At 56.6% G+C, this 21,477-nt stretch carries 25 protein-coding genes; 12 read left to right on the top strand and 13 right to left on the bottom strand.

Annotation, left to right across the window (positions count from 1 at the left end; translation table 11 throughout):
• Window positions 1-59: 59 nt before the first annotated feature.
• The 4 genes from IFU29_RS18110 to aroL all read right to left on the bottom strand — a co-directional run bounded on the left by IFU29_RS18110 (window position 60) and on the right by aroL (window position 2,828).
• The gene (locus IFU29_RS18110; RefSeq protein WP_191935143.1) at window positions 60-737 is read right to left on the bottom strand and encodes an AroM family protein; all 678 of its coding nucleotides are present in this window, start codon (window positions 735-737) and stop codon (window positions 60-62) included.
• A 308-nt stretch (window positions 738-1,045) separates the two neighbouring features.
• The gene (locus IFU29_RS18105) at window positions 1,046-1,837 is read right to left on the bottom strand and encodes an IclR family transcriptional regulator (RefSeq protein ID WP_191935142.1); all 792 of its coding nucleotides are present in this window, start codon (window positions 1,835-1,837) and stop codon (window positions 1,046-1,048) included.
• A 141-nt stretch (window positions 1,838-1,978) separates the two neighbouring features.
• Window positions 1,979-2,170, bottom strand: coding sequence for a YaiA family protein (locus tag IFU29_RS18100; RefSeq protein ID WP_191935141.1), 192 nt, complete (start codon window positions 2,168-2,170; stop codon window positions 1,979-1,981).
• A gap of 133 nt (window positions 2,171-2,303) precedes the next feature.
• Window positions 2,304-2,828: a shikimate kinase AroL gene (gene aroL / locus IFU29_RS18095; RefSeq protein ID WP_191935140.1), complete on the bottom strand. Its 525-nt coding sequence runs from the start codon at window positions 2,826-2,828 to the stop codon at window positions 2,304-2,306.
• 306 nt (window positions 2,829-3,134) lie between these two features.
• Here aroL and IFU29_RS18090 point away from each other — a divergent pair, with 306 nt between their 5' ends.
• A complete protein-coding gene (locus IFU29_RS18090; RefSeq protein WP_191935139.1) occupies window positions 3,135-3,821 on the top strand; it encodes a DUF2076 domain-containing protein in 687 nt (228 codons plus the stop codon).
• Window positions 3,822-3,858: 37 nt separating this feature from the next.
• Here IFU29_RS18090 and IFU29_RS18085 read toward each other — a convergent pair whose 3' ends face one another.
• Window positions 3,859-4,308 (bottom strand): YaiI/YqxD family protein, encoded by a 450-nt coding sequence (locus tag IFU29_RS18085; protein ID WP_191935138.1) that lies wholly within the window; start codon window positions 4,306-4,308, stop codon window positions 3,859-3,861.
• A gap of 163 nt (window positions 4,309-4,471) precedes the next feature.
• Between IFU29_RS18085 and proC the strand changes: the two genes are divergently transcribed.
• Window positions 4,472-5,284, top strand: coding sequence for a pyrroline-5-carboxylate reductase (gene proC, locus IFU29_RS18080; protein ID WP_191935188.1), 813 nt, complete (start codon window positions 4,472-4,474; stop codon window positions 5,282-5,284).
• 38 nt (window positions 5,285-5,322) lie between these two features.
• Here the strand turns inward: proC and lpxO are convergent, their stop codons facing one another.
• The 4 genes from lpxO to IFU29_RS18060 form a co-directional block, all read right to left on the bottom strand.
• Window positions 5,323-6,234 (bottom strand): lipid A hydroxylase LpxO, encoded by a 912-nt coding sequence (gene lpxO, locus IFU29_RS18075; protein ID WP_191935137.1) that lies wholly within the window; start codon window positions 6,232-6,234, stop codon window positions 5,323-5,325.
• 178 nt (window positions 6,235-6,412) lie between these two features.
• Window positions 6,413-6,718: a PsiF family protein gene (locus IFU29_RS18070; protein ID WP_191935136.1), complete on the bottom strand. Its 306-nt coding sequence runs from the start codon at window positions 6,716-6,718 to the stop codon at window positions 6,413-6,415.
• Between the two features lie 159 nt (window positions 6,719-6,877).
• Window positions 6,878-7,141 (bottom strand): anti-adapter protein IraP, encoded by a 264-nt coding sequence (gene iraP / locus IFU29_RS18065; protein ID WP_191935135.1) that lies wholly within the window; start codon window positions 7,139-7,141, stop codon window positions 6,878-6,880.
• A 205-nt stretch (window positions 7,142-7,346) separates the two neighbouring features.
• Window positions 7,347-7,496, bottom strand: a complete 150-nt coding sequence (locus IFU29_RS18060) for a hypothetical protein (protein WP_191935134.1) — start codon at window positions 7,494-7,496, stop codon at window positions 7,347-7,349.
• Window positions 7,497-7,784: 288 nt separating this feature from the next.
• Here IFU29_RS18060 and IFU29_RS18055 point away from each other — a divergent pair, with 288 nt between their 5' ends.
• The gene (locus IFU29_RS18055) at window positions 7,785-10,868 is read left to right on the top strand and encodes a beta-galactosidase (RefSeq protein ID WP_191935133.1); all 3,084 of its coding nucleotides are present in this window, start codon (window positions 7,785-7,787) and stop codon (window positions 10,866-10,868) included.
• Between the two features lie 3 nt (window positions 10,869-10,871).
• On the opposite strand, the gene IFU29_RS18050 is transcribed toward IFU29_RS18055, so the two are convergent.
• Both IFU29_RS18050 and cspE read right to left on the bottom strand, forming a co-directional pair.
• Window positions 10,872-12,083, bottom strand: a complete 1,212-nt coding sequence (locus IFU29_RS18050; RefSeq protein ID WP_191935132.1) for a multidrug efflux MFS transporter — start codon at window positions 12,081-12,083, stop codon at window positions 10,872-10,874.
• A gap of 217 nt (window positions 12,084-12,300) precedes the next feature.
• Window positions 12,301-12,507: a transcription antiterminator/RNA stability regulator CspE gene (gene cspE, locus IFU29_RS18045; protein WP_062747873.1), complete on the bottom strand. Its 207-nt coding sequence runs from the start codon at window positions 12,505-12,507 to the stop codon at window positions 12,301-12,303.
• A gap of 434 nt (window positions 12,508-12,941) precedes the next feature.
• Here cspE and IFU29_RS18040 point away from each other — a divergent pair, with 434 nt between their 5' ends.
• The 3 genes from IFU29_RS18040 to IFU29_RS18030 all read left to right on the top strand — a co-directional run bounded on the left by IFU29_RS18040 (window position 12,942) and on the right by IFU29_RS18030 (window position 14,856).
• A complete protein-coding gene (locus tag IFU29_RS18040; protein ID WP_191935131.1) occupies window positions 12,942-13,619 on the top strand; it encodes a MarC family NAAT transporter in 678 nt (225 codons plus the stop codon).
• A gap of 201 nt (window positions 13,620-13,820) precedes the next feature.
• Complete coding sequence (locus IFU29_RS18035) at window positions 13,821-14,081, top strand: biofilm development regulator YmgB/AriR family protein (protein WP_191935130.1); 261 nt, start codon at window positions 13,821-13,823, stop codon at window positions 14,079-14,081.
• Between the two features lie 241 nt (window positions 14,082-14,322).
• Window positions 14,323-14,856 (top strand): thioredoxin domain-containing protein, encoded by a 534-nt coding sequence (locus IFU29_RS18030; protein ID WP_194710788.1) that lies wholly within the window; start codon window positions 14,323-14,325, stop codon window positions 14,854-14,856.
• 52 nt (window positions 14,857-14,908) lie between these two features.
• Here IFU29_RS18030 and IFU29_RS18025 read toward each other — a convergent pair whose 3' ends face one another.
• On the bottom strand, window positions 14,909-15,205 hold the full coding sequence (locus IFU29_RS18025) for an I78 family peptidase inhibitor (RefSeq protein ID WP_191935129.1): 297 nt from the start codon (window positions 15,203-15,205) through the stop codon (window positions 14,909-14,911).
• Between the two features lie 140 nt (window positions 15,206-15,345).
• Entirely contained in the window at window positions 15,346-15,648 is a 303-nt protein-coding gene (locus IFU29_RS18020) for a hypothetical protein (RefSeq protein ID WP_191935128.1), read from the bottom strand.
• Here IFU29_RS18020 and IFU29_RS18015 point away from each other — a divergent pair.
• The 6 genes from IFU29_RS18015 (at window position 15,647) to IFU29_RS17990 (ending at window position 21,417) form a co-directional block, all read left to right on the top strand.
• A complete protein-coding gene (locus IFU29_RS18015) occupies window positions 15,647-16,318 on the top strand; it encodes a CPBP family intramembrane glutamic endopeptidase (protein WP_191935127.1) in 672 nt (223 codons plus the stop codon). The two genes, IFU29_RS18020 and IFU29_RS18015, sit on opposite strands and share 2 nt — an antisense overlap.
• Before the next feature lie 122 nt (window positions 16,319-16,440).
• On the top strand, window positions 16,441-18,009 hold the full coding sequence (locus IFU29_RS18010; RefSeq protein WP_191935126.1) for an ABC transporter substrate-binding protein: 1,569 nt from the start codon (window positions 16,441-16,443) through the stop codon (window positions 18,007-18,009).
• A complete protein-coding gene (locus IFU29_RS18005; protein ID WP_118664562.1) occupies window positions 18,009-19,064 on the top strand; it encodes an ABC transporter permease in 1,056 nt (351 codons plus the stop codon). Before IFU29_RS18010 ends, IFU29_RS18005 begins: the two co-directional genes overlap by 1 nt.
• A complete protein-coding gene (locus IFU29_RS18000) occupies window positions 19,061-19,921 on the top strand; it encodes an ABC transporter permease (protein ID WP_191935125.1) in 861 nt (286 codons plus the stop codon). The genes IFU29_RS18005 and IFU29_RS18000 overlap by 4 nt, the downstream gene beginning before the upstream one ends.
• Window positions 19,911-20,759 carry an ABC transporter ATP-binding protein gene (locus tag IFU29_RS17995; protein ID WP_191935124.1) on the top strand — a complete coding sequence of 283 codons (849 nt, stop codon included), beginning with the start codon at window positions 19,911-19,913 and terminating at the stop codon, window positions 20,757-20,759. The genes IFU29_RS18000 and IFU29_RS17995 overlap by 11 nt, the downstream gene beginning before the upstream one ends.
• Window positions 20,752-21,417 carry an ABC transporter ATP-binding protein gene (locus IFU29_RS17990; RefSeq protein ID WP_191935123.1) on the top strand — a complete coding sequence of 222 codons (666 nt, stop codon included), beginning with the start codon at window positions 20,752-20,754 and terminating at the stop codon, window positions 21,415-21,417. The genes IFU29_RS17995 and IFU29_RS17990 overlap by 8 nt, the downstream gene beginning before the upstream one ends.
• Window positions 21,418-21,477 lie beyond the last annotated feature (60 nt).

Genomic DNA, 21,477 nt, shown 5'->3' with positions numbered 1-21,477 from the left:
TAGAGCCATAATTAACGGGCTGTCACGCACTATTGCGTACCACGCACTGCAATCGTGATTTACACCAGCAGTTCTGCAGCCAGTTTTGCCACCAGCACATTCGACAGCACCACCGGTATCCCCAGCAGCGCCTGCAGAAAATCGCGGTGGCGCTGGTGATAGCCGAGGCAGTCAAGCACCACAACGTCGGCCCCCTGCTCCTGTAATGACAGCGCCGCGTCGATCAGCTGGTCATCATCTGCACGATAGGGACTGGCCACGGCAAAACAGGGGGGGCGCGCCAGATTTTTCCATTTACTGGCCTGCGCGGTGATTTGCCCCGCTTTCGACACCACAATCCCGGCCTGATGCCCGTCGACAATGGCGGCAACCAGCGGCGGGACAATGCGGTGCGGCTCCAGCAGAACGGCCGTACTGGAAAATAATCGCTGACTGGTGTCGGGCTGCAGCAGCAGGATGGTGTCATACCCGCCCTCTTCCAGCTCTAGAATTCGCCGCTGCAGCCCGCCCTCGATCTTTTCCGCTGACAGCATGACGTCCCGGTCATTATCAATCCGCAGCGTCAGCGTTTTTTCACCAGCGTCAGGGGCATACTGTTGCTTAATTTGCTGATGCGTCAGGCCGTCGAGCAGGCCAACACAGGTAATTTGCTCTTCAGGAAGATGTTCCAGCAGCAGTGGCATAATGTCAGTGCGCGGAGACTGCCCGCCGGAGAGAATGACCAGAGATGGTTTCATAGTGCTTATTCCACATGCTGCAGGCGATCACCCTGCTTCATCGCAGGCAGCAGTCTCGTCATCCTCCCGGGGTCGATGAGACAACAGCCTGAACAGTTCTTTTATTCAATAATAGCAGCAACGCCGGACGCGACCCGCACCCTGCCTTATTTCTCAGTATAAAGAGAGACCCCCTGACAGACTCAGGGGATCCTTCTGGGGGATGATTTCTCTGCCTCTGAACGGGCGTTTAAGATAATCATCATTGTAACGGTTACTGCAAGTGCCCTGGTGAGGCGTATTTCATCGCCGCTCAGGCGATGAAATAATTACTGCACGAAGGAGGCAATGCGCCCCCCCGGGCCTTCGCTATCACCGTATTTTCCGGCCAGCTGGCGCGTGACACTTTGTAAGGCATCGAGCGCAGGGGGATCATACGGTGAGGCGTGATGCTGCGAGGGGAAGGAGAGGCAAAGCGCGATGGTTTCCCCCCGATGTTTATTAGCGATAGTGGTAGACACCGCGCTGATGCCCTGCAACGTTTCATTACGCGCCATCGCCCAGCCCTGCTGACGGATACAGGCCAGTTCAGCCAGTAAGTGATCCAGAGACTGAGGAGAGTTGAGGGAATTAACCTGCCAGCCCCCGGCGTAGAGTTTTCTGACGTAGTCGTCGCTGTAGCGGGAGAGGATTGCCCGGCCCACGGAGGTTTCTGCCGCCGGCAGCCTGCTGCCCGGTGGGGTGACCACCTGAATGAACATCCGCCCCTGAAACATCCGCATCACCATAATCTCGCGGCCTTCCAGCACGGAGATATAGCCCGTACAGCTTGATTCCACAGCCAGCCTCGCCATCAGGGACGAAGCACTGTCCACCAGCGGCGTGGAGAGATAATGACTGGCCAGCGTCAGCAGCATCCGCCCAACGTGAAAGCAGCGTGTATCAGGATCGCGCTCCAGTAAACCTTCGCTTTCCATCGTCGAGAGCAGGCGGGATACGGTACTTTTTGGCAGCCCAAGTGCCTGAGCGATGTCGGTAAACGTCAGCCCGGGCTGTCCTTGAGTAAGACCACTACGATTAAACAACTTCAGTACGGCGGTGGCGTTTTCTAACGTGGTCATACCGTTATTTCCACTATATGGAACTTCTGTTCCTTTTTTTTGCGATAACTAAACCTACGACCGGACAGGTTCAGGGTCAAGTATTAATTGTGCTGGCGAAAGGTGGGGAACGCAGGGGTGTCGGCATCCTTGCCATGGACATTACTCTTTGGACTGATCTTCGTAACGCTTTTTGGCGTCCAGCGCTTCCTGCTCGGTTTCGTGTTCGCTGATCAAGGTATCAGGTTTCGGATGATCGGCACGCAGTTCGTACCAGATCACCGATTTGCCGGGTGCGCCTTTCTCTACCGGTACGATATTCGCTTCTCGTGGATATGGCGGTCTGCCTGGCATAGTGCTCCCCTCTCTGATGTCAGTGAATGGCGTAGTCAGTATGACTGCTCACATCAGAGTATAGACAACCGTAACGGTTTAACCGCCGGGACAAGAGAAAAGACGCCAGCATCATGCCGCTTCAACAGAACACTTAGCTGGCGCGGGCGAGAGAAAGTACGCTGAGGATCTGACTGACCACCTCGTCCGGGCGCTGCATGGCATCAATAATATGGTGCGCGGCCTGACGATAAAGCGCATCACGGGCTGCCAGAACCTCGACCATTTCTTCCGCAATGGGACGTCCGGTCAGCGTCGGACGCTGTTCCGTCTCAGGGTAGGCTTCCAGCCGGCCGGCCAGCACAGCGGCCTCGGCCTGCAGATAGATGACCTGCCCCTGCTCACGCATAAACTGACGGTTTTCTTCCGACAGCACCATGCCGCCGCCGGTGGCGATCACCGTGGCCGCTGCGCTGACGGTTTTGAGCGCGGCAGTTTCACGCAAGCGGAAGCCGGGCCAGCCTTCACGGGTCACTATATCGGCGACCGTCTGACCGCTGGCGTTTTGAAGTGCGTGGTCAGTGTCACAGAAGCGATACCCCAGCGCCAGCGCCAGAGCGTGGCCAACGGTCGTTTTGCCGCAGCCGCGTGCGCCGACCAGATAAATGGGTAATGACATAACAGGCCCTTCCTTAAGCAAACGCCAGCGTCGTTAACAGCGCACGGCTGGCCAACCAATAATTAACGTTGCAGCGCATGATACCCGACAATATGCTGGTGGGCTATAAGTCACGTTTTATTTACAGGCACCCTGCCCACTGCAAGCATTAACCGCATGATTAGTAAAATATAAATGGTGTAACAAAATAGTTACACCCTGCATATCTGCGCCGAGATCACCGCAACATTTCCTTACGCCAGTACGATTTACTTTCCCGTCACTCATGCCAATAGTAATGCTGTCGCCCGTTTTCGGAGAAACACAATGCAGAACGAAGAACAGCAGTTAATTGATAACCTGTTTACCCGATTGAAGCAGGCAGAAGCACAGTCCGGTCCCCGTGACAGCGCGGCAGAAAAACAGATCCAGCAGCAGATCCAGCAGCAGCCCGGTGCCCCCTACTACATGGCACAGGCTATCCTGATCCAGGAGGCGGCGTTAAAGCAGCTTAACGCCCGCGTCAGCCAGCTGGAAAATGACCTGTCGCAGGCGCGGCAGCCGCAGCAGAACAGCGGCGGCTTTCTTTCCGGCCTGTTCGGCGGCGGCAGGAGCCCACAACCCGCTCAGAGCACATCCGCCCCCGCGCAGCCCTGGGGCAATAACGTTGCGCCCGTAACGGCACAGCAACCTGCCTATGCAGCCGCCCCGCCGGCTGGCCGCGGCTTCATGGGTGGCGCACTGCAAACGGCGGTGGGTGTGGCAGGCGGCGTGGTCATGGCCGAGATGCTGACCAGTATGTTCCAGCATCAGCAGCCGCAGGAGATCGTCAATATCATTAATGAGCCGCCGTTACCTGATCCTGACCTCAATAACAATCTTGATACCTTTAACGGCAGCGACAATAACGCATTCTCCGGCCAGGATAATGGCCTGCCGCAGGACGATGTCAGTGACGATTTCAGTAATGACGCCTTTGCTGATAACGACTTTGATGACGATAATTTTGTCTGAGTGCGGACAATGCCTCTCCCCGACGGGAGAGGCCTGCTCACTGTCGCTGCTGCTGTAACCATTTATCCAGTTCATTGGCAAACTGCTGACGGTCACGCTGGTTAAGCGCTGGCGGCCCACCAGTCTGCACCCCGCTGCCGCGCAGAGTGTCCATAAAGTCACGCATGGTCAGTCGCTCACGAATGGTGGCATCGCTGTAACGTTCACCGCGCGGGTTCAGCGCGACGGCACCCTTTTCCATCACCTCCGCAGCCAGAGGAATATCTGCGGTGATCACCAAGTCGCCAGCTTCCACGCGTTGCACAATTTCGTTGTCTGCGACGTCAAATCCTGCCGCAACCCGCAGGGTACGCAGAAAACGCGACGGGGGAACGCTCAGTGACTGGTTCGCTACCAGCGTCACCATAATCTGTTCGCGTTCCGCCGCGCGGTAAAGCACGTCTTTGATCACTTTCGGACACGCATCGGCATCCACCCAAATTGGCATGGCTGTTTCCTTTTAAACAATCGTGAAGGGTCAGATCTTCCCACTCTTTTCAAGAATGGCAAAGGGAATCTGCACCCTTTGTAGTGTAAGCCTGGTGAAAGCTGAGTTAAGGTGTACCTGTGGCATCTGCCAGATTTTCACAGACTGATTAAGCAGGGAGATTATCATGGAAAAGAAAGTAGGCTTTATTGGCTGCGGCAATATGTCAAAAGCCATTATTGCAGGTCTGGTCGCCGCCGGGCAGGTTAAACCTGAAAACATTCTGGTTTTCGACCGCAAACCCGACACCAATCGGGCGATGCATGAGCAGTATGGCATCACCCCGGCCGGCAGTGCCGAAGAGGTAGCCCGCGAGGCCGACATTCTGTTTGGGGCGGTGAAACCGAACGTGATCCTGTCCGTACTGAAAGATATTGCCGGCAGTCTGAACAAAGAGACGCTGATTGTCTCTGTCGCAGCGGGTATTACGCTGGATGCCCTCGCTACCGTGCTGGGCCACGACCGTAAGATCGTCCGCGTCATGCCCAACACCCCGGCGCTGGTCAATGAAGGCATGACCTCGGTAACCCCCAACGTGCTGGTGACGGAAGAGGAAGCCCGTGAGGTGGTGGAGATCTTTAACGGCTTTGGTAAAGCGGCGCTGGTACCCGAATACCTGATCCATGCCGTGGTGGGCGTCAGCGGGTCAGCCCCGGCCTATGTCTTTATGTTTATTGAAGCGATGGCAGACGCTGCGGTACTGGGGGGAATGCCCCGTGCACAGGCCTATCAGTTTGCCGCCCAGGCGGTAAAAGGGGCCGCGCAGATGGTGCTTGAAACCGGTAAACATCCTGCCGAACTGAAAGATATGGTGTGCTCACCCGGAGGGACCACCATTGAAGCGGTGAGGGTACTGGAGCAGAAAGGCTTCCGCTCTGCGGTTATTGAAGCGATGCATCAGTGCATGGCTAAATCAGAGCAGATGAGCCGGCAGTAGCTCTCGCGGTGCCGCATCTCAGGCGGCACCACCCTGCCCTAAGTCAGAGCGCTGGGAAGAATAATCAGCAGGAAGATCAGCACAATCAGCGAGTGCTTTACCGCATAGTAAAGTGTGCGGTTGCGTTTTTTCAGGTTTTGCCCGGCGTCCCGTATACGGTTTACGTACTTAAAAATACGATTAATTGCGCCGACCCGGTCCCCCTCGTCATTCGGTGAACTGGCGGCTGACATCAGCGTTTCCCCCACCCAGCGGTTGACACGCTGTGCCCATGGCCATTTCATGGGGCGTTCGACGTCGCAGAACAGAATGATTCGTGTTTTTTCACTGCCGTTTTGCGCCATATGCACGTAGGTTTCATCGAAAATCACTGCTTTGCCATCCCGCCAGCTGTGTCTGATACCATCCACGTCAATAAAACAGCGATCATCTTCCGGCGTCAGCAGACCCAGATGATAGCGAACCGATCCGGCGTAGGGGTCGCGGTGCTTGCCGAGATGGCTGCCGGCGGGAAGCTCGGCAAACATGGCCGCTTTGACGCAGCCGATGTCACTCAGCAGCGCACAGGTGACCGGACAAAGCTCGCGGGCAGAAGGATGAACATCGTCGTACCATTTCAGATAAAAGCGTTTCCACCCTCGTTTGAAAAACGTATTAAACCCGGCATCGTTATGGGTCTGTGCCGCTTTAATATGATCCTGCAACCGTACGGCCTCTTCCCGGATTGCCTGCCAGTTATCAGTCAGGCTGTTTAATTCAGGAAAAAGGTCATGATCAAAATAGGGCTGTTTATCAGGCAACGCAGAAAGCCCGGTCATAAACATATTGATGGGGGCCATAAAAGTAGAGTGATCAAATAACTGCCGCGAAAACTTGAGTTTTACCCTGCCGCGCGAATGCGCATAGATCACACTGATAATAAAGATAGCGATAATGATAATAGCCACCATACAACACATCCTGTAGTTGTTAGTGAATAAAGGGCAACAGTGGTCGGACAGAGCAGTCACCGCGTCGGGATAAAAGCGGTCATTTTAAAGAGAGGCTGGCACTGAATTTAACAATCAGTGCCAAAGGTCGTGCGGGAAAAAGAAAGGAGAATACGGCAGCCGTCAGGGACACGGTTATTCAGCCTTTTTTCAGGCAGGTGCTCATAAAGGTTTTACGCTCATCGCCCTTCAGCATTTTTTCACCCGCCTGCGCATTACAGGTTTTCATCTTCTGCTGTTGAGGGGTCATCCCGTCCATTTTATTGTCTTTACTCAGGCAGTGGCTCATAAAGGTTTTTCGTTCGTCTCCTTTCAGCATTTTTTCACCCGCCTGCTGATTACAAACCGTCATTTTCTGCTGCTGTGCCGTTTTCTCAGCGGCACCGGCATACCCGGCCGCCGTCAGCGTCAGCAGAGCAGTCGCTATCAGTAATTGCATTTTCATTCTGAACCCATCCCGTTATTGTTATCAGCACACCTTTGAGTGTGGCACGACTTTTTTTTTCAGCGAGTCAGAGAGTGGGAAACTTTAACCGGGGTAACATTAAAACAGACCGCCGCCACATACATGTGAGCAGATGGTGGGATTAATACAGAAAGGGAATTACTGGCGGGGATGGTTTAACAGGCGCTGGATGTAGCTTTCCAGCAGAGGCGCATCTTTTGTCAGGTCCGGTGCCATCGAGGTTGAGGCCGTTCTCATTGCATCAGAAATGCTGGTGTTCATGGCCTGCAACTGGTCTCTGTCCAGTTTTCTCAGCAGGGCGGTAACGACAATCTCCAGAGCTTCTACCTGCGCCACCAGCTCTTTCGACTCTTCTTCTTTTTCCGCCAGCCTGATCAGTAATTCAGCGATGAGGTTTTTCATGCGAATGTCTCAGCAAGTTAAAGCAAGACGGTATCATTCGCATCAAAAAAATAAAACTCATATTTGCTATATATTTTCGCGACTTATGCCCCAAAACAGAGCAATAAAAGCGTTTTATTTTTCGAAACGTTTCGCTGGCAGCACCCCGGTCAGTCAGGACGGGATTGTTGCCATCCGGGGCAGCGATCCGCCCCCGATTGAAGTCTTAGCGCCCCGCTTCCGTGAACCCTCCACGCGGACCACCGCCTCCGCCATGTCCCCCGCCCCAGCCACCACCGCCCGGCGGTGGGAACAAACAGCCGCTTAATACGGCAACCAGCGCTATCGTCATTGCCACTTTTACCATCCGAACCATGCTACTGCCCCCCTGAACTGCTGTGAATGACAAACCGGCGCTGATAGTATGCGGCGAACGGGTGTTCCACAATGCAGAATCCTCCGGTTCCCGCCCCTGTTTACCGCAGGTAACGCTGATTAACATTTTCCTGTCATTTTCCCGCGTTAACCCTGCACCTGGCGCGGATCCGGCCCTCTCTTCTCAGCCGTAAATCTTGCGACAGGCATCGCATCCCCCACTCTTTTTTCTTTACTTCATTTCGCTTCAGTATCAATGTGAGCGCATAACATTTATGAGGGATCTGGCATGACTGATATTACTCCACTCACCCTGCAGCAGCTTTTGTCCATGCGTCACTGGGAAAACCCGGCCGTCACGCACCTTCATCGCCTGCCTGCCCATCCGCCGTTTGCCAGCTGGCGGGATCGCGATGACGCACGTCACGATCTCGCCAGTGCCGCCGTGCAGTCCCTGAACGGCGAGTGGAATTTCAGTTACTACCCTCGTCCGGAGGCGGTACCGGACGCGTGGCTGCTGGGCGAACTGCCGCATTCAGACCGCCTTAACGTGCCAGCAAACTGGCAGATGGCAGGATACGATGCGCCGATCTATACCAACGTACAGTACCCGATCCCCGTCGATCCTCCCCGCGTACCTGCGGATAATCCGACGGGATGTTACTCGCTCACATTCCAGTGCCAGCCAGCGTTTCTGGCCGAAGGACAGACGCGGATCATCTTTGATGGCGTGAATTCGGCCTTTTATCTCTGGTGTAACGGTGAGTTTATTGGCTATTCGCAGGACAGCCGCCTGCCTGCCGAGTTCGACCTTACCCCGAGCCTGCGCCCGGGGGAGAACCGGATTGCTGTGATGGTGCTGCGCTGGTGCGACGGCAGTTATCTGGAAGATCAGGATATGTGGCGTATGAGCGGTATTTTCCGCGACGTTACCCTGCTGCACAAACCGGCCGTCCGCCTGTGTGATGTCCACATCGATACGTTTCTCAGCCCCGAGTTCAGTTCCGCACAGCTCAACGTGCTGGCACTGACCTCTCTGACGGATGCCAGTGATTATCAGCTGGAGGTGACACTGTGGCAGGAGGATCGCGAGATTGCCCGCCACCAGCAGCCCTTTGGCACGTCGGTGATTGATGAGCGCGGACGCTATCTCGATCGCACCCGCCTGACGATGCACGTCGACCGGCCACTGCTGTGGAGTGCTGAAACGCCCCATCTGTATCGCGCCGTGGTTGCCCTGCTGGATGCCGGCGGCACGCTGATCGAAGCCGAAGCTTACGATGTCGGCTTCCGCACGGTTGAAGTCAGCGGCGGATTACTGAAGCTGAACGGGAAACCGCTGCTGATCCGCGGTACCAACCGTCATGAACATCACCCGGATCGCGGCCAGGTGATGGATGAAGCCACGATGATCAAAGATATCCTGCTGATGAAGCAGCATAACTTTAATGCCGTGCGCTGCTCACATTATCCTAACCATCCGCTGTGGTATCGCCTGTGCGATCGCTATGGCCTGTATGTGGTGGATGAGGCGAATATTGAAACTCACGGCATGCAGCCTATGAACCGCCTGTCCGACGACCCGGTCTGGTTTAATGCTTTTAGTGAACGTGTTACCCGCATGGTTCAGCGTGACCGTAACCACGCGTGCATCATTCTCTGGTCGCTCGGCAACGAATCCGGTCACGGCAGTACCCATGACGCGCTCTACCGCTGGATCAAAAGCCACGATCCCAGCCGTCCGGTGCAGTACGAAGGCGGCGGCGCGAATACTGCCGCCACCGATATCATCTGCCCGATGTATTCCCGCGTCGACCAGGATCAGCCGTTCGATACCGTGCCGAAATGGTCGATCAAAAAGTGGATTAGCCTGCCGGAAGAGACCCGCCCTCTGATCCTCTGTGAATATGCGCATGCGATGGGAAACAGTTTTGGCGGGTTCGATCGCTACTGGCAGGCATTTCGCCAGTTCCCGCGCCTGCAGGGTGGATTTGTCTGGGACTGGGTTGACCAGAGCCTGACGCACAAGGATGCCCAGGGGCAGAGCTTCCAGGCCTACGGCGGTGACTTTGGCGATACGCCAAACGACCGCCAGTTCTGTATGAACGGGCTGGTCTTTGCAGACCGCACCCCTCACCCGGCGCTGTTTGAAGCGCAGCGCGCCCAGCAGTTCTTCCAGTTCGAGCTGGCGGGCACCGCGCCATTAACCGTGCGCGTCACCAGCGAATATCTCTTCCGCCACAGCGACAATGAACAGCTGCGCTGGCGGATTGAGCATCAGGGCAGGCCGGTGGCGGAAGGCCAGTGTGAACTGGCTCTCGCTCCCCAGGACAGTATTGAACTGGAGACCGGCGATCTGCCCTCACTGACAGGTGAGCTGTGGCTGCATGTTGAGGTGATCCAACCGCTGGCCACCGCCTGGTCGCCAGCGGGGCAGCGTGTGGCCTGGGACAGCTGGCGTCTGCCTGCTGCGCTGGCCCTGCCGAACGCACCGACTGCAGGTGAGCTGCCTCAGCTCTGCCTGGAGGCTGAACGGCTGACGATCCGCCACGGCGAACAGCAATGGCAGTTCTGTCGCCAGAGCGGTGAACTGGTGCAGTGGCTGCGTGGGGACCAGCCTCAACTGCTCTCCCCACTGCGCGACCTGTTTGCCCGTGCGCCTGTCGATAATGATATCGGCGTCAGCGAAGTCACGCGCATCGATCCTCACGCCTGGGTAGAGCGCTGGAAACGCGCCGGTCACTATCAGCTGGAAGGCCAGCTGCTGCATCTGCAGACAGACACGCTGAGTGATGGTGTGCAAATCAGAACGGAACACGCTTTCCATGCACAGGGGGAACTGCGTTTCCTCAGCCGTAAGCGCTACCGGATCGACATGCAGGGTGAACTTCATATTGAAGTTGAGGTGGATATTGCCGCCGGACAGCCGGAACCGGCACGCATCGGCCTGCGCTGCCAGCTGGCAGCGATCGCAGAAAAGGCGCACTGGCTGGGACTGGGACCGCACGAGAACTATCCCGACCGTCAGCTGGCGGCCGCGTTTTCCCGCTGGACACTCCCACTTGACGAGTTGAGCACGCCTTACGTCTTCCCCGGGGAGAATGGCCTGCGCGGCGGTACTCAGGAACTGGAGTTTGGCGACTGGCGCATCCACGGGGCGTTCCACTTCTCACTCAGTCGCCACAGCCTGGAGCAGCTGCGGGATACCTCGCACCGCCACTTGCTGCGTGATGAGCCGGGGTGCTGGCTCATTATGGATGGCTACCATATGGGAGTCGGTGGCGATGACTCCTGGAGCCCCAGCGTGAACGCAGACTTCCTGCTGTCAGAGCGGCAGTATCGTTATCAGCTCAGTCTGTCGGTGAAACCTTAATCATCAGCCCCGGCGCAGCATAGCGCTGCGCCGGGATCGCCGATAAACCCAAATCAGCTGTACGCTGTTCACCATGATCACTACCGCCGTCGCGGCAAATACCCAGCGGAAGCCTGCTACGGCAGAAATCGCCGAGCCCATCAGCGGTCCGACAACGTTCCCCAGGTACATAAATGACTGGTTATAGCCAAATATACGCCCGGTAACCTGGTCACTGGAATAGCGCAGCAGCAGCGTCTGCACCGCCGGCATCATCGCCCCATCAGCAAATCCCAGCAGAAAACGAAAAATCCCCAATTCCACCGCGCTGTCTGCCCAGGACATGCCGACAAACAGCACCACGGAGAAAATCAGCGCGGCGAACAGAATACGTTCCGCACCAATCCGGTCACCAAGTTTGCCGAGCGTGGGCGCGGAGAGCAGCGCCGACACGCCGGGGATGGCGGCCACCATACCGCTGATAAAAGCGATATTTTGCACGTCCGGCTCAAGCTCACGCACAAACAGCGTCAAAATCGGGCTGACTGAGCCGTTGCAGAGCTGGATAACCAGTGTGGTGACAAACAGGCTGATCACCAGTCCCGGGCGACTGAGCGTGTGAAAAACCATACTGCCACTCAGTTTGTCCTCTTTTTTCACTCTCGGCGGGCCGCCCTCTTTGATCAGGAACAGAGTGATCAAAAAGCTTATCAGCAGCAGGCACGAGGTGATAATAAATACCGCCTGCAGTCCAAGCCAGTCCGCCAGCAGCCCGCCCATCAACGGCCCCATAATCACCCCACAGATCTGCGCGGTGCTGACCATACTCAGCGCCCAGCCGCTGCGTTCACGCGGAACCTGAGCCGCCACCAGGGCCATGGCGTTGGGGATATAGCCCGAGGTCAGCCCCATCAGCGCACGCAATGCCAGAAGCTGCCAGACGTTAGTGACAAAGGCCTGGAGCAGGATCACCACGCCCATCCCGAGGGAGGCACGCAGCAGCATCAGCTTACGCCCTTTACGATCGGCAAGGCTGCCCCACATCGGCGAGACAATCGCCGAAACCAGGAAAGTAATACTGAAAATCAGACCCGACCACAGGGTCAGCGCGCCGGGGTCGGTGACGCCCAGTTGTTCAACATACAGGGGGAGAAAAGGGATAATCTGGCTGATGGCCAGCCCGGTAAATAAACAACCGAACCAGACGGAGATGAGGTTAACCTTCCAGGATTCCATCGTGCTGTGCGTACAACCTGTCGCGAGGGGCGGAGCATACAGTGTAACAATACGTCGCCCGGCCGTCAGTGGCTTCTGCCCCCGCGAAAGGCAGAAAGTTGTTAGCAAACGAATCTTCCGCCTGGTAACCGGGGATGAAACGCAAAAAACCCGCCACATGGGCGGGTTTTTATTCACATCGACTCTGAGTTTATTACCGCCGGAGCGGAAAACAAACTTAGATAGCAGTTACGTTAGCAGCTGCTGGGCCTTTCTGGCCATTTTCGATAGTGAAAGAAACTTTCTGACCTTCTTCCAGCGTCTTGAAGCCGCCGTTCTGGATTGCAGAGAAGTGTACGAATACATCTTTGCTGCCGTCAGTTGGGGAAATAAAGCCGAAACCTTTCTCAGCGTTGAACCATTTTACTAAACCAGTCATTGACATGGGTCTTTCCTTCAAAATTGTAGTAAGCCACAGTGGGCACAGGGTTCGTCAACAGGGATTACTATGAGGCACTCAGAAGGAAGTCAGGAAGAAGCTTGAAATAACGCTTGAACTGAAGACTGCTTTACTAAAATTGCTCGCATACGTGGGTCTGTATCAAAACCAACGAGTGCATTTACTCATAACGCCGGGTTCAGTACAAGTCCTCTCAGAAGAAAAAAACAGATAAAACAATCAAGCCACTGATTTAAAACAATAAATACATTTAACTTTTTGTTTACCTTATCCCTTACGCCTCTTCTGTTTATTCGTTCTCTCCGCCATAAGCACCACTAAAGGCCTAATCCAATGTTTAAACTGCAGTTACACTTCGCATCCCTGTGGGGATAAGGCATTATGCTAACTCCCCTGTTTATCGCATAAGGACACCAGCGATGTTAGAACTGATGAAAGCCATTAGCCTTGGCCTGGTGGTGCTGTTGCCGCTGGCGAACCCGTTAACCACCGTAGCGCTGTTCCTGGGGCTGGCGGGTGACATGAATTATGAAGAACGAAACAGGCAGTCACTCCAGGCCTCTATCTATGTCTTTATCATCATGGCCGTTGCCTATTATGCTGGCAATGTGGTGATGGACACCTTTGGAATCTCTATTCCGGGCCTGCGTATCGCCGGGGGGCTGATCGTTGCCTTTATCGGTTTTCGTATGCTGTTCCCCCAGCAGCAGGCAGGGCAATCGGTGGAAGCCGACCATAAAATGGATGAGATGAGCGAGCGTAAAGCGGTGAACATTGCCTTCGTGCCGCTGGCCATGCCGAGCACCGCAGGGCCCGGGACGATCGCCATGATTATCAGTACCGCCTCAACTATTCATAGCGGCACGCCGTTCGAGCCCTGGGTGATCATGCTGGCTCCACCGCTGACCTTTGCCGCCATTGGCGTGATCCTCTGGGGCTCCCTGCGCAGTTCCGGCACCATCATGCGGCTGGTTGGCAAGGGCGGCATTGAGGCGATTTCCCGCCTGATGGGCTTCCTGCTGGTCTGTATGGGCGTGCAGTTTATGATTAACGGTATTCTCGAAGTGATCTCCACCTATCATGCGCTGCCCGCTTAGCGCTGGCAGAAATGAAAATATTTCTGTTTGTTACTGGCATTCCCCTCTCCGCCATCTAGAGTAATAGTCATCCCCGCCTGTTTATCATTTAAACAGGCGGCAGGCTGCCGTTCTGGTAGCTTTTTCTGTGTCGTGAGCGTAATTAACCCGATCTCTCAGTGTCCCGGGCGGCCACTGAGGGCGCGTATGTGGAGGTTTGCCATGAGTCAGCCACTACCCGGCGCGGGGCGCGCCATCACCGACTATTTTAACAGCCCCTCTTTTCATGCCCCGAAAGAGAGTGAGCTGCTGGAAGCCATTATGATGGAGCTGATGCAGGCCGGAAAATCGCCCAGTAATAAAGCGATTATTGCCAACGTGATAGCCCGCCTGGAGCAGGAGGCCGATGCGTCAGTGCTGGAAGGGTATCGCAATTTGCTGGCCCAGATCCTGGACAGTACGACGCCGCGCGCGGCCGGGTAGCCGGGTAACGGAACGAAGAGAATAAAAAAATCCCGCACTGGGCGGGAAAGACGAGCATTGCATATTTTTCAGAGTGACGAGGAAATCACTGTTTTACCGCCCGACCTTATCGCGCTGAGATTGCAGCCAGATGACAGGCACGCCCTTTCCCCCTCCTCCTATACGAATGTTTACACGCGATAAGATTGCCATTCACCCTGACCCCGTTAAGATATGCGCCGGACGCAGGCGGAGACAGGTAATGCGCAACTGGCACCAAATACTGATACACCAATTTAAGCAGGTAAGCCGTTATCTGCTGCTGCCTGCCTTATTAATGATCCTGTTAATCAGCCTGATCGATGTGCTTCGCGCACCGGACCTTCCTCCCGACATTTCGACCCAACCCCTGCATACGATAGACGGTCAGGACCTGACCCTGGCAGAACTGAGTGACAAAAAACCTCTGCTGGTCTGGTTCTGGGACCGCTGGTGTGGTGCCTGTAAAGACACGGTGCCGGTCCTGATGCAGTTAAATGATAAACGCACCAGCGTACTGACAGTGGCCAACCGTTCAGGCAATGACATCAGCATTGTACGTTATCTGAACGGACATCATCTGACGCTGCCGGTGGTGAACGACAGTCGTGGGGAGCTGGCCGCGCGGTGGGACGTGACGGCAATGCCGACCCTGGTCATTATTGCAAAAGGAGAGGTGGTGGCAACCACCAGCGGCTGGACCAGCGCACCGGGGATCTGGCTGCGTCTGTGGTGGGTAAGGAAGTGGTATTACTGAGGGACGACCGGCACAGCGGACGCCCCCGGGTGACATCAGCGTTCAGGCCACATCAGCCGCAGTAGACACTGCTGATATTGCCCTGCTGGTCGGCCATAAAGTTAATACGATTCAGGTTAAAGTCCATCGTGACCGCAGAATTATACGGAATGGCGCGGACGGCATTGTCAAAGCGTAAAGACGACACCGATGCCAGCGGCTTACCGACATATTGCTGATACTGAGAGGCTCCGCATCTGTCCATCTCAGGATCGACCGGCGCAGCGGAAGCACTTTTGTTGCTGCCCGACTGGCAGCCTGAAAGCGCAACCAGCGCGGCAATCAAAGCCAGTTTCCCATAATATTTCACTGTTCGTTCTCCTCTCTTTGCATAGATATCCGGCAATTACCCTAAAAGATTAACAGATTACTCCGTCTTTGCGCAGTCAAAATCCCTGGCCAGTGCCGGTTGCCCATACCCTGGTAGCGCACGGATCGCTCAAAAATCAATCAGAGGAAGATTATAATTTCAGGACAAACCCCGGAGAGGAGATTCTTATGGAACTGGCTATTTTTGTTACGTTTGCTGTCATCATGACGCTGGTGGCAGTAAGAATTCGTTAACCCTCTGAGCGCGCTTCTGGTCGCCAGTCGCGCGCGGTGACTCTTAATCTTCTGTGCCACGCTCAACGCCCCTTCCGCGTCACGCTCTTCCGGTTTTTCACTTTGCGCCACGGTGCCGTTGGTGTCTCGACAGCGTTCGTCGTGCTTGTTACCATCGCGCTCTTCACCGGCTACCGGACCCCACGCCATGACACCCTCAACCGACCGGGTTAATCACACCCTGCTTTGCGCTGGCGTCTTTCTGGTCTGGTACAGCATTACGGTCCTCGTCAGCAGCGTCCCGCATTTTGCGGCGTTAAGAAGCCAGGGGTTGCTGATGCCGGTCCTCTGCCTGCTGGAGTTTGCCGCCCTGCTGCCACTTTACCGCGCATACTTGCGGCACTATTCCGACATCCCGCCAGGCAGGCTGCGTCCGGGCCAGATACTGCTGTTCAGCGGCCTGCTGCTGGCCGTGATTGCCAGTCAGTCACTCTATCTGCGTCAGGAGAGCTGGACCGGCGAACAGCTCAGCGACAGCACGCCCGTTCTGCTGGCCTTTACCGTGGCAGTGGTGCTGCTTGCACCGGTGTTTGAAGAGATTCTGTTTCGCGGCTTTATTCTTCAGGGATTTCTGCTGTGGGCCCCCCGCCAGCGCGTGGCCTGCGCCCTACTGACCTCCATTATCTTTGCCGCCATGCACACCCAGTATGCTCATCTGCAAACGATGATTGCCCTGGTGGTGCTCTCCCTGCTGCTGTGCGCCGCGCGCCTGGTTTCCGCGGGGCTGAAACTGCCCATTTTCCTGCACATGCTTAACAACCTGCTCAGTATCAGCCCGCTTCTGTGGAGCCACTTCGGTGGTCAGGCGGTCGGGGCATAATTCAATTTTATAACTGTTTCATTCACCTTATAACTTTCCAGCATAACGATAGCGAATAATCTACTATTGTTCTTAATGCTTGTTCCCTTACACTCGCGAAAAACGTCACTTCAGGAAACGTCATGAAAATTGCAGTCCCTTCCGTTCTTGCACTGGCACTGGCCGCCTCCTTTACGGCTTCTGCCGCAACGCCTGCGGATACGCTGGTGATCGCCCAGTCTATCGATGATGCTAAAAGCTTTGACCCGGCAGACGGCTTTGAGCTGACCTCGGTACAGGCGTTTACTAACCTCTATCAGCGCCTTGTTCAGTCCGATCCGCAGAATCCGATCGACCTGAAGCCAACGCTGGCGACCAGCTGGACACCGGGCAGCGATAACCGCAGCATGACTTTCACCCTGAAAGAAGGGGCTAAATTCGCCTCCGGTAATCCGCTGCGCCCGGAGGACGTCATCTTCTCCCTGTCGCGGGTGGTCAAGCTTAACCTCGACCCGTCGTTCATTCTTACCCAGCTGGGCTGGACCAAAGAGAATGTCGACGCCCAGTTGAAGAAAATCGATGATAATCACGTAGAGATCCGCTGGAGTGCCGACGTCAGCCCAACCTACGTGCTCAGCCTGCTGGCCGCCCCGGTCTCTTCAATTGTTGATGAAAAAACCGTCATGGCGCATGAGCAAAAAGGCGATCTGGGTAACAAATGGCTGGCCCTGAATTCCGCAGGCAGCGGCCCGTATCAGATCCGCAAGTACATCCCGCATGAAGTCGTCCTGTTCAGCGCCAACCCGACCTCACCGGCCGGGGCACCTAAATTAAAAAATGTGCTGATCAAAAACGTCCCGGAGCCGGCGGCACGCCGTCTGCTGCTGGAACAGGGTGATGCCGATATCGCCCGTAATCTGGGCGCTGACCAGATGGCCTCCCTGAAGAATAAGCCGGGCGTGAAAACCCTCGCGGTGCCGATGGCCTCCCTGTACTACATTCAGTTCAATATTGATGCCAATCCGGCGCTGAAAAACCCCGCGCTGTGGGAAGCGTCGCGCTACCTGTTCGATTACAAAGGCATCGCCAACGATCTGCTGAAAGGCCAGTTCCAGGTGCATCAGTCGTTCCTGCCAGAGGGCTTCCTGGGCGCACTCAACGACAACCCCTACAGTTATGATCCTGAAAAAGCCAAGGCCATTCTGAAGAAAGCCGGCCTGACCAACGTCAGCTTTAAGCTGTCTGTCAGCAATCAGCCGCCTTATCTCGACATTGCCCAGGCGCTGCAGGCCAGCTTTGCTAAAGGTGGGGTAAAAGTGGAGGTACAGCCAGGTATCAGCTCCGAAGTGGCGACCCGCGTGAAGGCACACCAGTATGAAGCGACCCTGAATGCCTGGGGGGCAGACTACTTTGATCCCAACACTAACGCCGCCGCCTTTGCCTACAACCCTGAAGATGGTAGTAAAACCCTGGCATGGCGTTCTAACTGGCATATTCCGCAGTTGAGTAAACAGACGCTGGCCGCGACGGCAGAAACCGATAAAGCGAAACGCGTCGAACTGTATGAAAACATGCAGCGCGAAGTGCAGAAGAGCTCTCCGTATGTCATTGGCATGCAGGCCCGTAATCTGGTGGCCATGCGCGATAACCTGAAAGGGTACGTGCAGGGGATCAACCCGGATATGGTCTACTACAGCCAGGTCACTAAGTAATGGCGGTATCCGAACACAGCGCCGGGCCTTCTGCCCGGCTTTTCTGGCGCCGCAGCGGTGGGGCACTCAGTGCCCTGCTTTCACTGGTGGTGACACTGCTCGGACTGCTGGTTTTCACCTTTGCCCTGTCTCATCTGTCTCCGGTCGATCCGGTGCTGCAAATTGCTGGCGATCATGCCAGCGAATCCACTTATGCCCAGGTCCGGGCCAGCCTCGGGCTCGATCAGCCCGTGCCGGTGCAGTTCTGGCACTACCTCGAACATCTGGTACGTGGCGATCTCGGGATCTCCAGCATCACTAATCAGCCCGTTGCCAGCGATCTGCTGCGCACTTTCCCGGCGACCATTGAGCTGGCCACCTGCGCGATGATCTTCGGCGCCGTATTCGGCATTCTGCTGGCGCTGCTGGCAGCATGGAAACCGGGAAGCGTACTGGATAACGTCGCCCGTCTGATCTCTCTGCTCGGCTACTCGGTGCCGGTATTCTGGCTGGGGCTGCTGGGGCTGCTGCTGTTTTATGCCGTACTGCACTGGTCTGCCGGACCGGGTCGTCTGGATGATATCTGGATTTACACTCTGGAGCCGAAGACCGGGCTGGTGCTGATTGACAGCTGGCTGTCCGGTGACCGTGAGATGTTCCGCAATGCCATCGCACACCTGTGGCTACCAGTTGTGGTGCTGGGGCTGCTGTCGATGGCCACCATTACCCGCCTGCTGCGCGCGGCGTTACTGGAAGAGAGCAGCAAAGAGTATGTCACGCTGGCACGGGCCAAAGGGGCCAGTCGCGGACGTATTCTGCTGCTGCATATCTTCCCTAACGTGCGTGGAACGCTGATTACCGTGCTGGCACTCTCCTACGCCACACTGCTGGAAGGGTCGGTGCTGACGGAAACCGTCTTCGCCTGGCCCGGCGTCGGGCGCTATATGACCACCGCGCTGTTCGCCTCCGATACCCCGGCGATCCTCGGCTCCACCCTGCTGATCGGCGGCTGTTTTATCGCCATCAATGCGCTGGCGGATGCGTTAACTTATCTGACCGACCCGAGAACCCGATGACGCAATCTCTCTCTGATGCTGCAAGCGTCAAACCGCGTGCGCGACGTACCCGCCGCAATGTGACACTGATCGTGGGCCTGAGCCTGGTAGGTCTGCTGATCTTTGCTGCCCTGTTTGCGCCACTGCTGGCCCCGTTTGACCCCAATGCCCAGGAAATGGCGGCGCGTCTGATGCCTCCCTCTGCCAGCCACTGGCTTGGCACCGACGGCTTTGGCCGCGACCTGCTCTCCCGGGTGATTTACGGCGCTCGTCCGACCCTGATGCTGGTATCGCTGATCCTGGTGCTGACCATTCCGGTCGGAATGCTGATTGGCATCAGCGCCGGTTATCTCGGCGGCTGGAGCGAACGCGTCCTGATGCGTATCACCGATATTTTCCTCTCACTGCCCAATCTGGTGATTGCGCTGGCCCTGGTGGCCATGATGGGGCCGGGCCTGATGAACGGTGCGCTGGCGCTGGCGCTGACCAGCTGGCCTCCTTTTGCCCGCCAGGCCCGTGCAGAAACGCTGGCGCTGCGCCGCAGTGACTATCTCGCCGCCGCACGCATGCAGGGCATCAACGGCCTGCGCCTGATGTTCGGCCATATTTTGCCACTGTGCCTGCCCACCGCCGTGGTGCGTGCGGCGCTGAGCCTGGGTGGCATTATCCTCTCTGCTGCGGGACTTGGCTTCCTCGGTATGGGCATTCAGCCGCCCACTGCGGAATGGGGATCGATGGTCGCGGAAGGTAGCAAGGTCATCTTTGACCAGTGGTGGGTCGCCGCCGTACCCGGTGGCGCTATTCTGTTCGCCAGCCTGGCGTTTAACCTGACAGGCGACGGCCTGCGTGACCGACTGGATACCCGAAATGGCAACTGATTCTTCTGCACAAATTGTCGCAGATGGTTTAACGATCAGCAGTGCTGACGGCACTGCGCTGGTAAAAAATATCAGCTTTACACTGGGCCGCGAACGGGTGGCGCTGGTCGGCGAGTCCGGCTCCGGTAAATCTCTGACCGCGCGCGCACTGATGGGGCTGCTGGCGCCGTCACTGCAGATCCAGGCCAGAACGTTAAGCATCGCCGGGGAGAATGCCCTGACGCTGACTGAGCGGCGATGGAGCCAGCTGCGCGGCAGCGAGCTCGGCATGGTAATGCAGGATCCGAAATATGCCCTTAACCCGCTGCGGACTATCGGCTGGCAGGTGGCAGAGCCGCTCAGGCTGCATGGCCGCTTCTCGCGGACTGAAATAAAAGAGAAGGTTTGCGATATGTTAGCGGCGGTGGGCCTGCCCCAGCCCGCAGAGCAAATGAAGCGCTATCCACACCAGCTTTCGGGCGGGATGGGCCAGCGCGTGATGCTGGCGATGGCGCTGATCGCTGAACCCCGCTTTCTGATCGCCGATGAGCCTACGTCGGCGCTCGATCACGCCATGCGCGATCAGGTGCTGGGGCTGATCCGCAACCTGGTGGAACAGCGTGATATGGGCCTGCTGCTGATCAGCCACGATCTGCAGCAGGTTTCCGAACACTGCGACCGCGTGATGGTGATGTACCAGGGGGACGTGCTGGATCAATTACCCGCCGCCGATCTTCCTCACGCCACGCACCCTTACACCCGCACACTGTGGTCGTGCCGCCCGAGTAAGTTGACGCGCGGCCAGCCGCTGCCGGTACTGGATCGTGACGCGCTGGCCGGGGGGCTAAAGCATGATTGATTTATCCCAACTGAGCGTGGCCCATAAGCAGGGTTACGATCTGCGCACCGTGGTGCATGATGTCACGCTGTCGGTGAGCCCGGGCGAATGTTTTGGCCTGGTCGGCCCTTCCGGCTGCGGCAAATCATCGCTGCTGTGGGTGATGGCCGGTCTTAACCCCCACTGGCAGGGCGGGATGCAGCTGGCGGGCCATCAGGCACGGCCAGGTAAGCCCTTCACCGGCCAGCTCAGGCGTGACGTGCAGATGGTATTTCAGGACCCCTATGCCTCACTGCATCCGCGTCATCGCCTGCGCCGGACGCTGGCAGAGCCGTTAAAGCTGATCAAGACAGAAAATATTAACGACCGTATCAACCAGGGGTTCCGCCACGTCGGGCTGGATCCGGCGCTGGCCGACCGTTACCCGCATCAGCTTTCTGGCGGCCAGCGTCAGCGCGTCGCCATTGTTCGTGCGCTACTACTGGAACCGAAAATTTTGCTGCTGGATGAGCCCACCTCCGCACTGGATATGTCAGTGCAGGCGGAGATCCTCAACCTGCTCAATCAGCTGAAGCAGCAGGACAATCTGACGATGGTACTGGTCAGCCACGATCCGGATGTTATCGACCATATGTGCGATCGCGCCGTGCAGATGGCGCAGGGGCGGATCGTCGGTTAATCGCTCACCCTGCCAGGTTACGGGGGGCCGGATTGCGGCTCCCCCTTCGGGTTGTGTTTT

This window comes from Erwinia persicina (assembly GCF_014838825.1).
Lineage (GTDB): Bacteria > Pseudomonadota > Gammaproteobacteria > Enterobacterales > Enterobacteriaceae > Erwinia > Erwinia persicina_A.
Note: the sequence above shows the minus strand (reverse complement) of the source record. Positions and strands in the feature narration are given on the sequence as shown.

Bases quoted from the DNA above. Each gene is read 5' to 3' on its own strand.
- IFU29_RS18040 (WP_191935131.1), top strand. From the start codon at position 12,942: ATGTTAGAACTGATGAAAGCCATTAGCCTTGGCCTGGTGGTGCTGTTG.
- IFU29_RS18060 (WP_191935134.1), bottom strand. From the start codon at position 7,496: ATGGTTCGGATGGTAAAAGTGGCAATGACGATAGCGCTGGTTGCCGTA.
- IFU29_RS18090 (WP_191935139.1), top strand. From the start codon at position 3,135: ATGCAGAACGAAGAACAGCAGTTAATTGATAACCTGTTTACCCGATTG.
- IFU29_RS18070 (WP_191935136.1), bottom strand. From the start codon at position 6,718: ATGAAAATGCAATTACTGATAGCGACTGCTCTGCTGACGCTGACGGCG.
- cspE (WP_062747873.1), bottom strand. From the start codon at position 12,507: ATGTCAATGACTGGTTTAGTAAAATGGTTCAACGCTGAGAAAGGTTTC.
- IFU29_RS18085 (WP_191935138.1), bottom strand. From the start codon at position 4,308: ATGCCAATTTGGGTGGATGCCGATGCGTGTCCGAAAGTGATCAAAGAC.
- IFU29_RS18010 (WP_191935126.1), top strand. From the start codon at position 16,441: ATGAAAATTGCAGTCCCTTCCGTTCTTGCACTGGCACTGGCCGCCTCC.
- IFU29_RS18000 (WP_191935125.1), top strand. From the start codon at position 19,061: ATGACGCAATCTCTCTCTGATGCTGCAAGCGTCAAACCGCGTGCGCGA.
- lpxO (WP_191935137.1), bottom strand. From the start codon at position 6,234: ATGGTGGCTATTATCATTATCGCTATCTTTATTATCAGTGTGATCTAT.
- IFU29_RS18020 (WP_191935128.1), bottom strand. From the start codon at position 15,648: ATGGCGTGGGGTCCGGTAGCCGGTGAAGAGCGCGATGGTAACAAGCAC.
- IFU29_RS18005 (WP_118664562.1), top strand. From the start codon at position 18,009: ATGGCGGTATCCGAACACAGCGCCGGGCCTTCTGCCCGGCTTTTCTGG.
- IFU29_RS18050 (WP_191935132.1), bottom strand. From the start codon at position 12,083: ATGGAATCCTGGAAGGTTAACCTCATCTCCGTCTGGTTCGGTTGTTTA.
- aroL (WP_191935140.1), bottom strand. From the start codon at position 2,828: ATGTCATTACCCATTTATCTGGTCGGCGCACGCGGCTGCGGCAAAACG.
- IFU29_RS18100 (WP_191935141.1), bottom strand. From the start codon at position 2,170: ATGCCAGGCAGACCGCCATATCCACGAGAAGCGAATATCGTACCGGTA.
- IFU29_RS18105 (WP_191935142.1), bottom strand. From the start codon at position 1,837: ATGACCACGTTAGAAAACGCCACCGCCGTACTGAAGTTGTTTAATCGT.
- IFU29_RS18055 (WP_191935133.1), top strand. From the start codon at position 7,785: ATGACTGATATTACTCCACTCACCCTGCAGCAGCTTTTGTCCATGCGT.
- iraP (WP_191935135.1), bottom strand. From the start codon at position 7,141: ATGAAAAACCTCATCGCTGAATTACTGATCAGGCTGGCGGAAAAAGAA.
- IFU29_RS18110 (WP_191935143.1), bottom strand. From the start codon at position 737: ATGAAACCATCTCTGGTCATTCTCTCCGGCGGGCAGTCTCCGCGCACT.
- IFU29_RS18035 (WP_191935130.1), top strand. From the start codon at position 13,821: ATGAGTCAGCCACTACCCGGCGCGGGGCGCGCCATCACCGACTATTTT.
- IFU29_RS17995 (WP_191935124.1), top strand. From the start codon at position 19,911: ATGGCAACTGATTCTTCTGCACAAATTGTCGCAGATGGTTTAACGATC.
- IFU29_RS18030 (WP_194710788.1), top strand. From the start codon at position 14,323: ATGCGCAACTGGCACCAAATACTGATACACCAATTTAAGCAGGTAAGC.
- IFU29_RS18015 (WP_191935127.1), top strand. From the start codon at position 15,647: ATGACACCCTCAACCGACCGGGTTAATCACACCCTGCTTTGCGCTGGC.
- IFU29_RS17990 (WP_191935123.1), top strand. From the start codon at position 20,752: ATGATTGATTTATCCCAACTGAGCGTGGCCCATAAGCAGGGTTACGAT.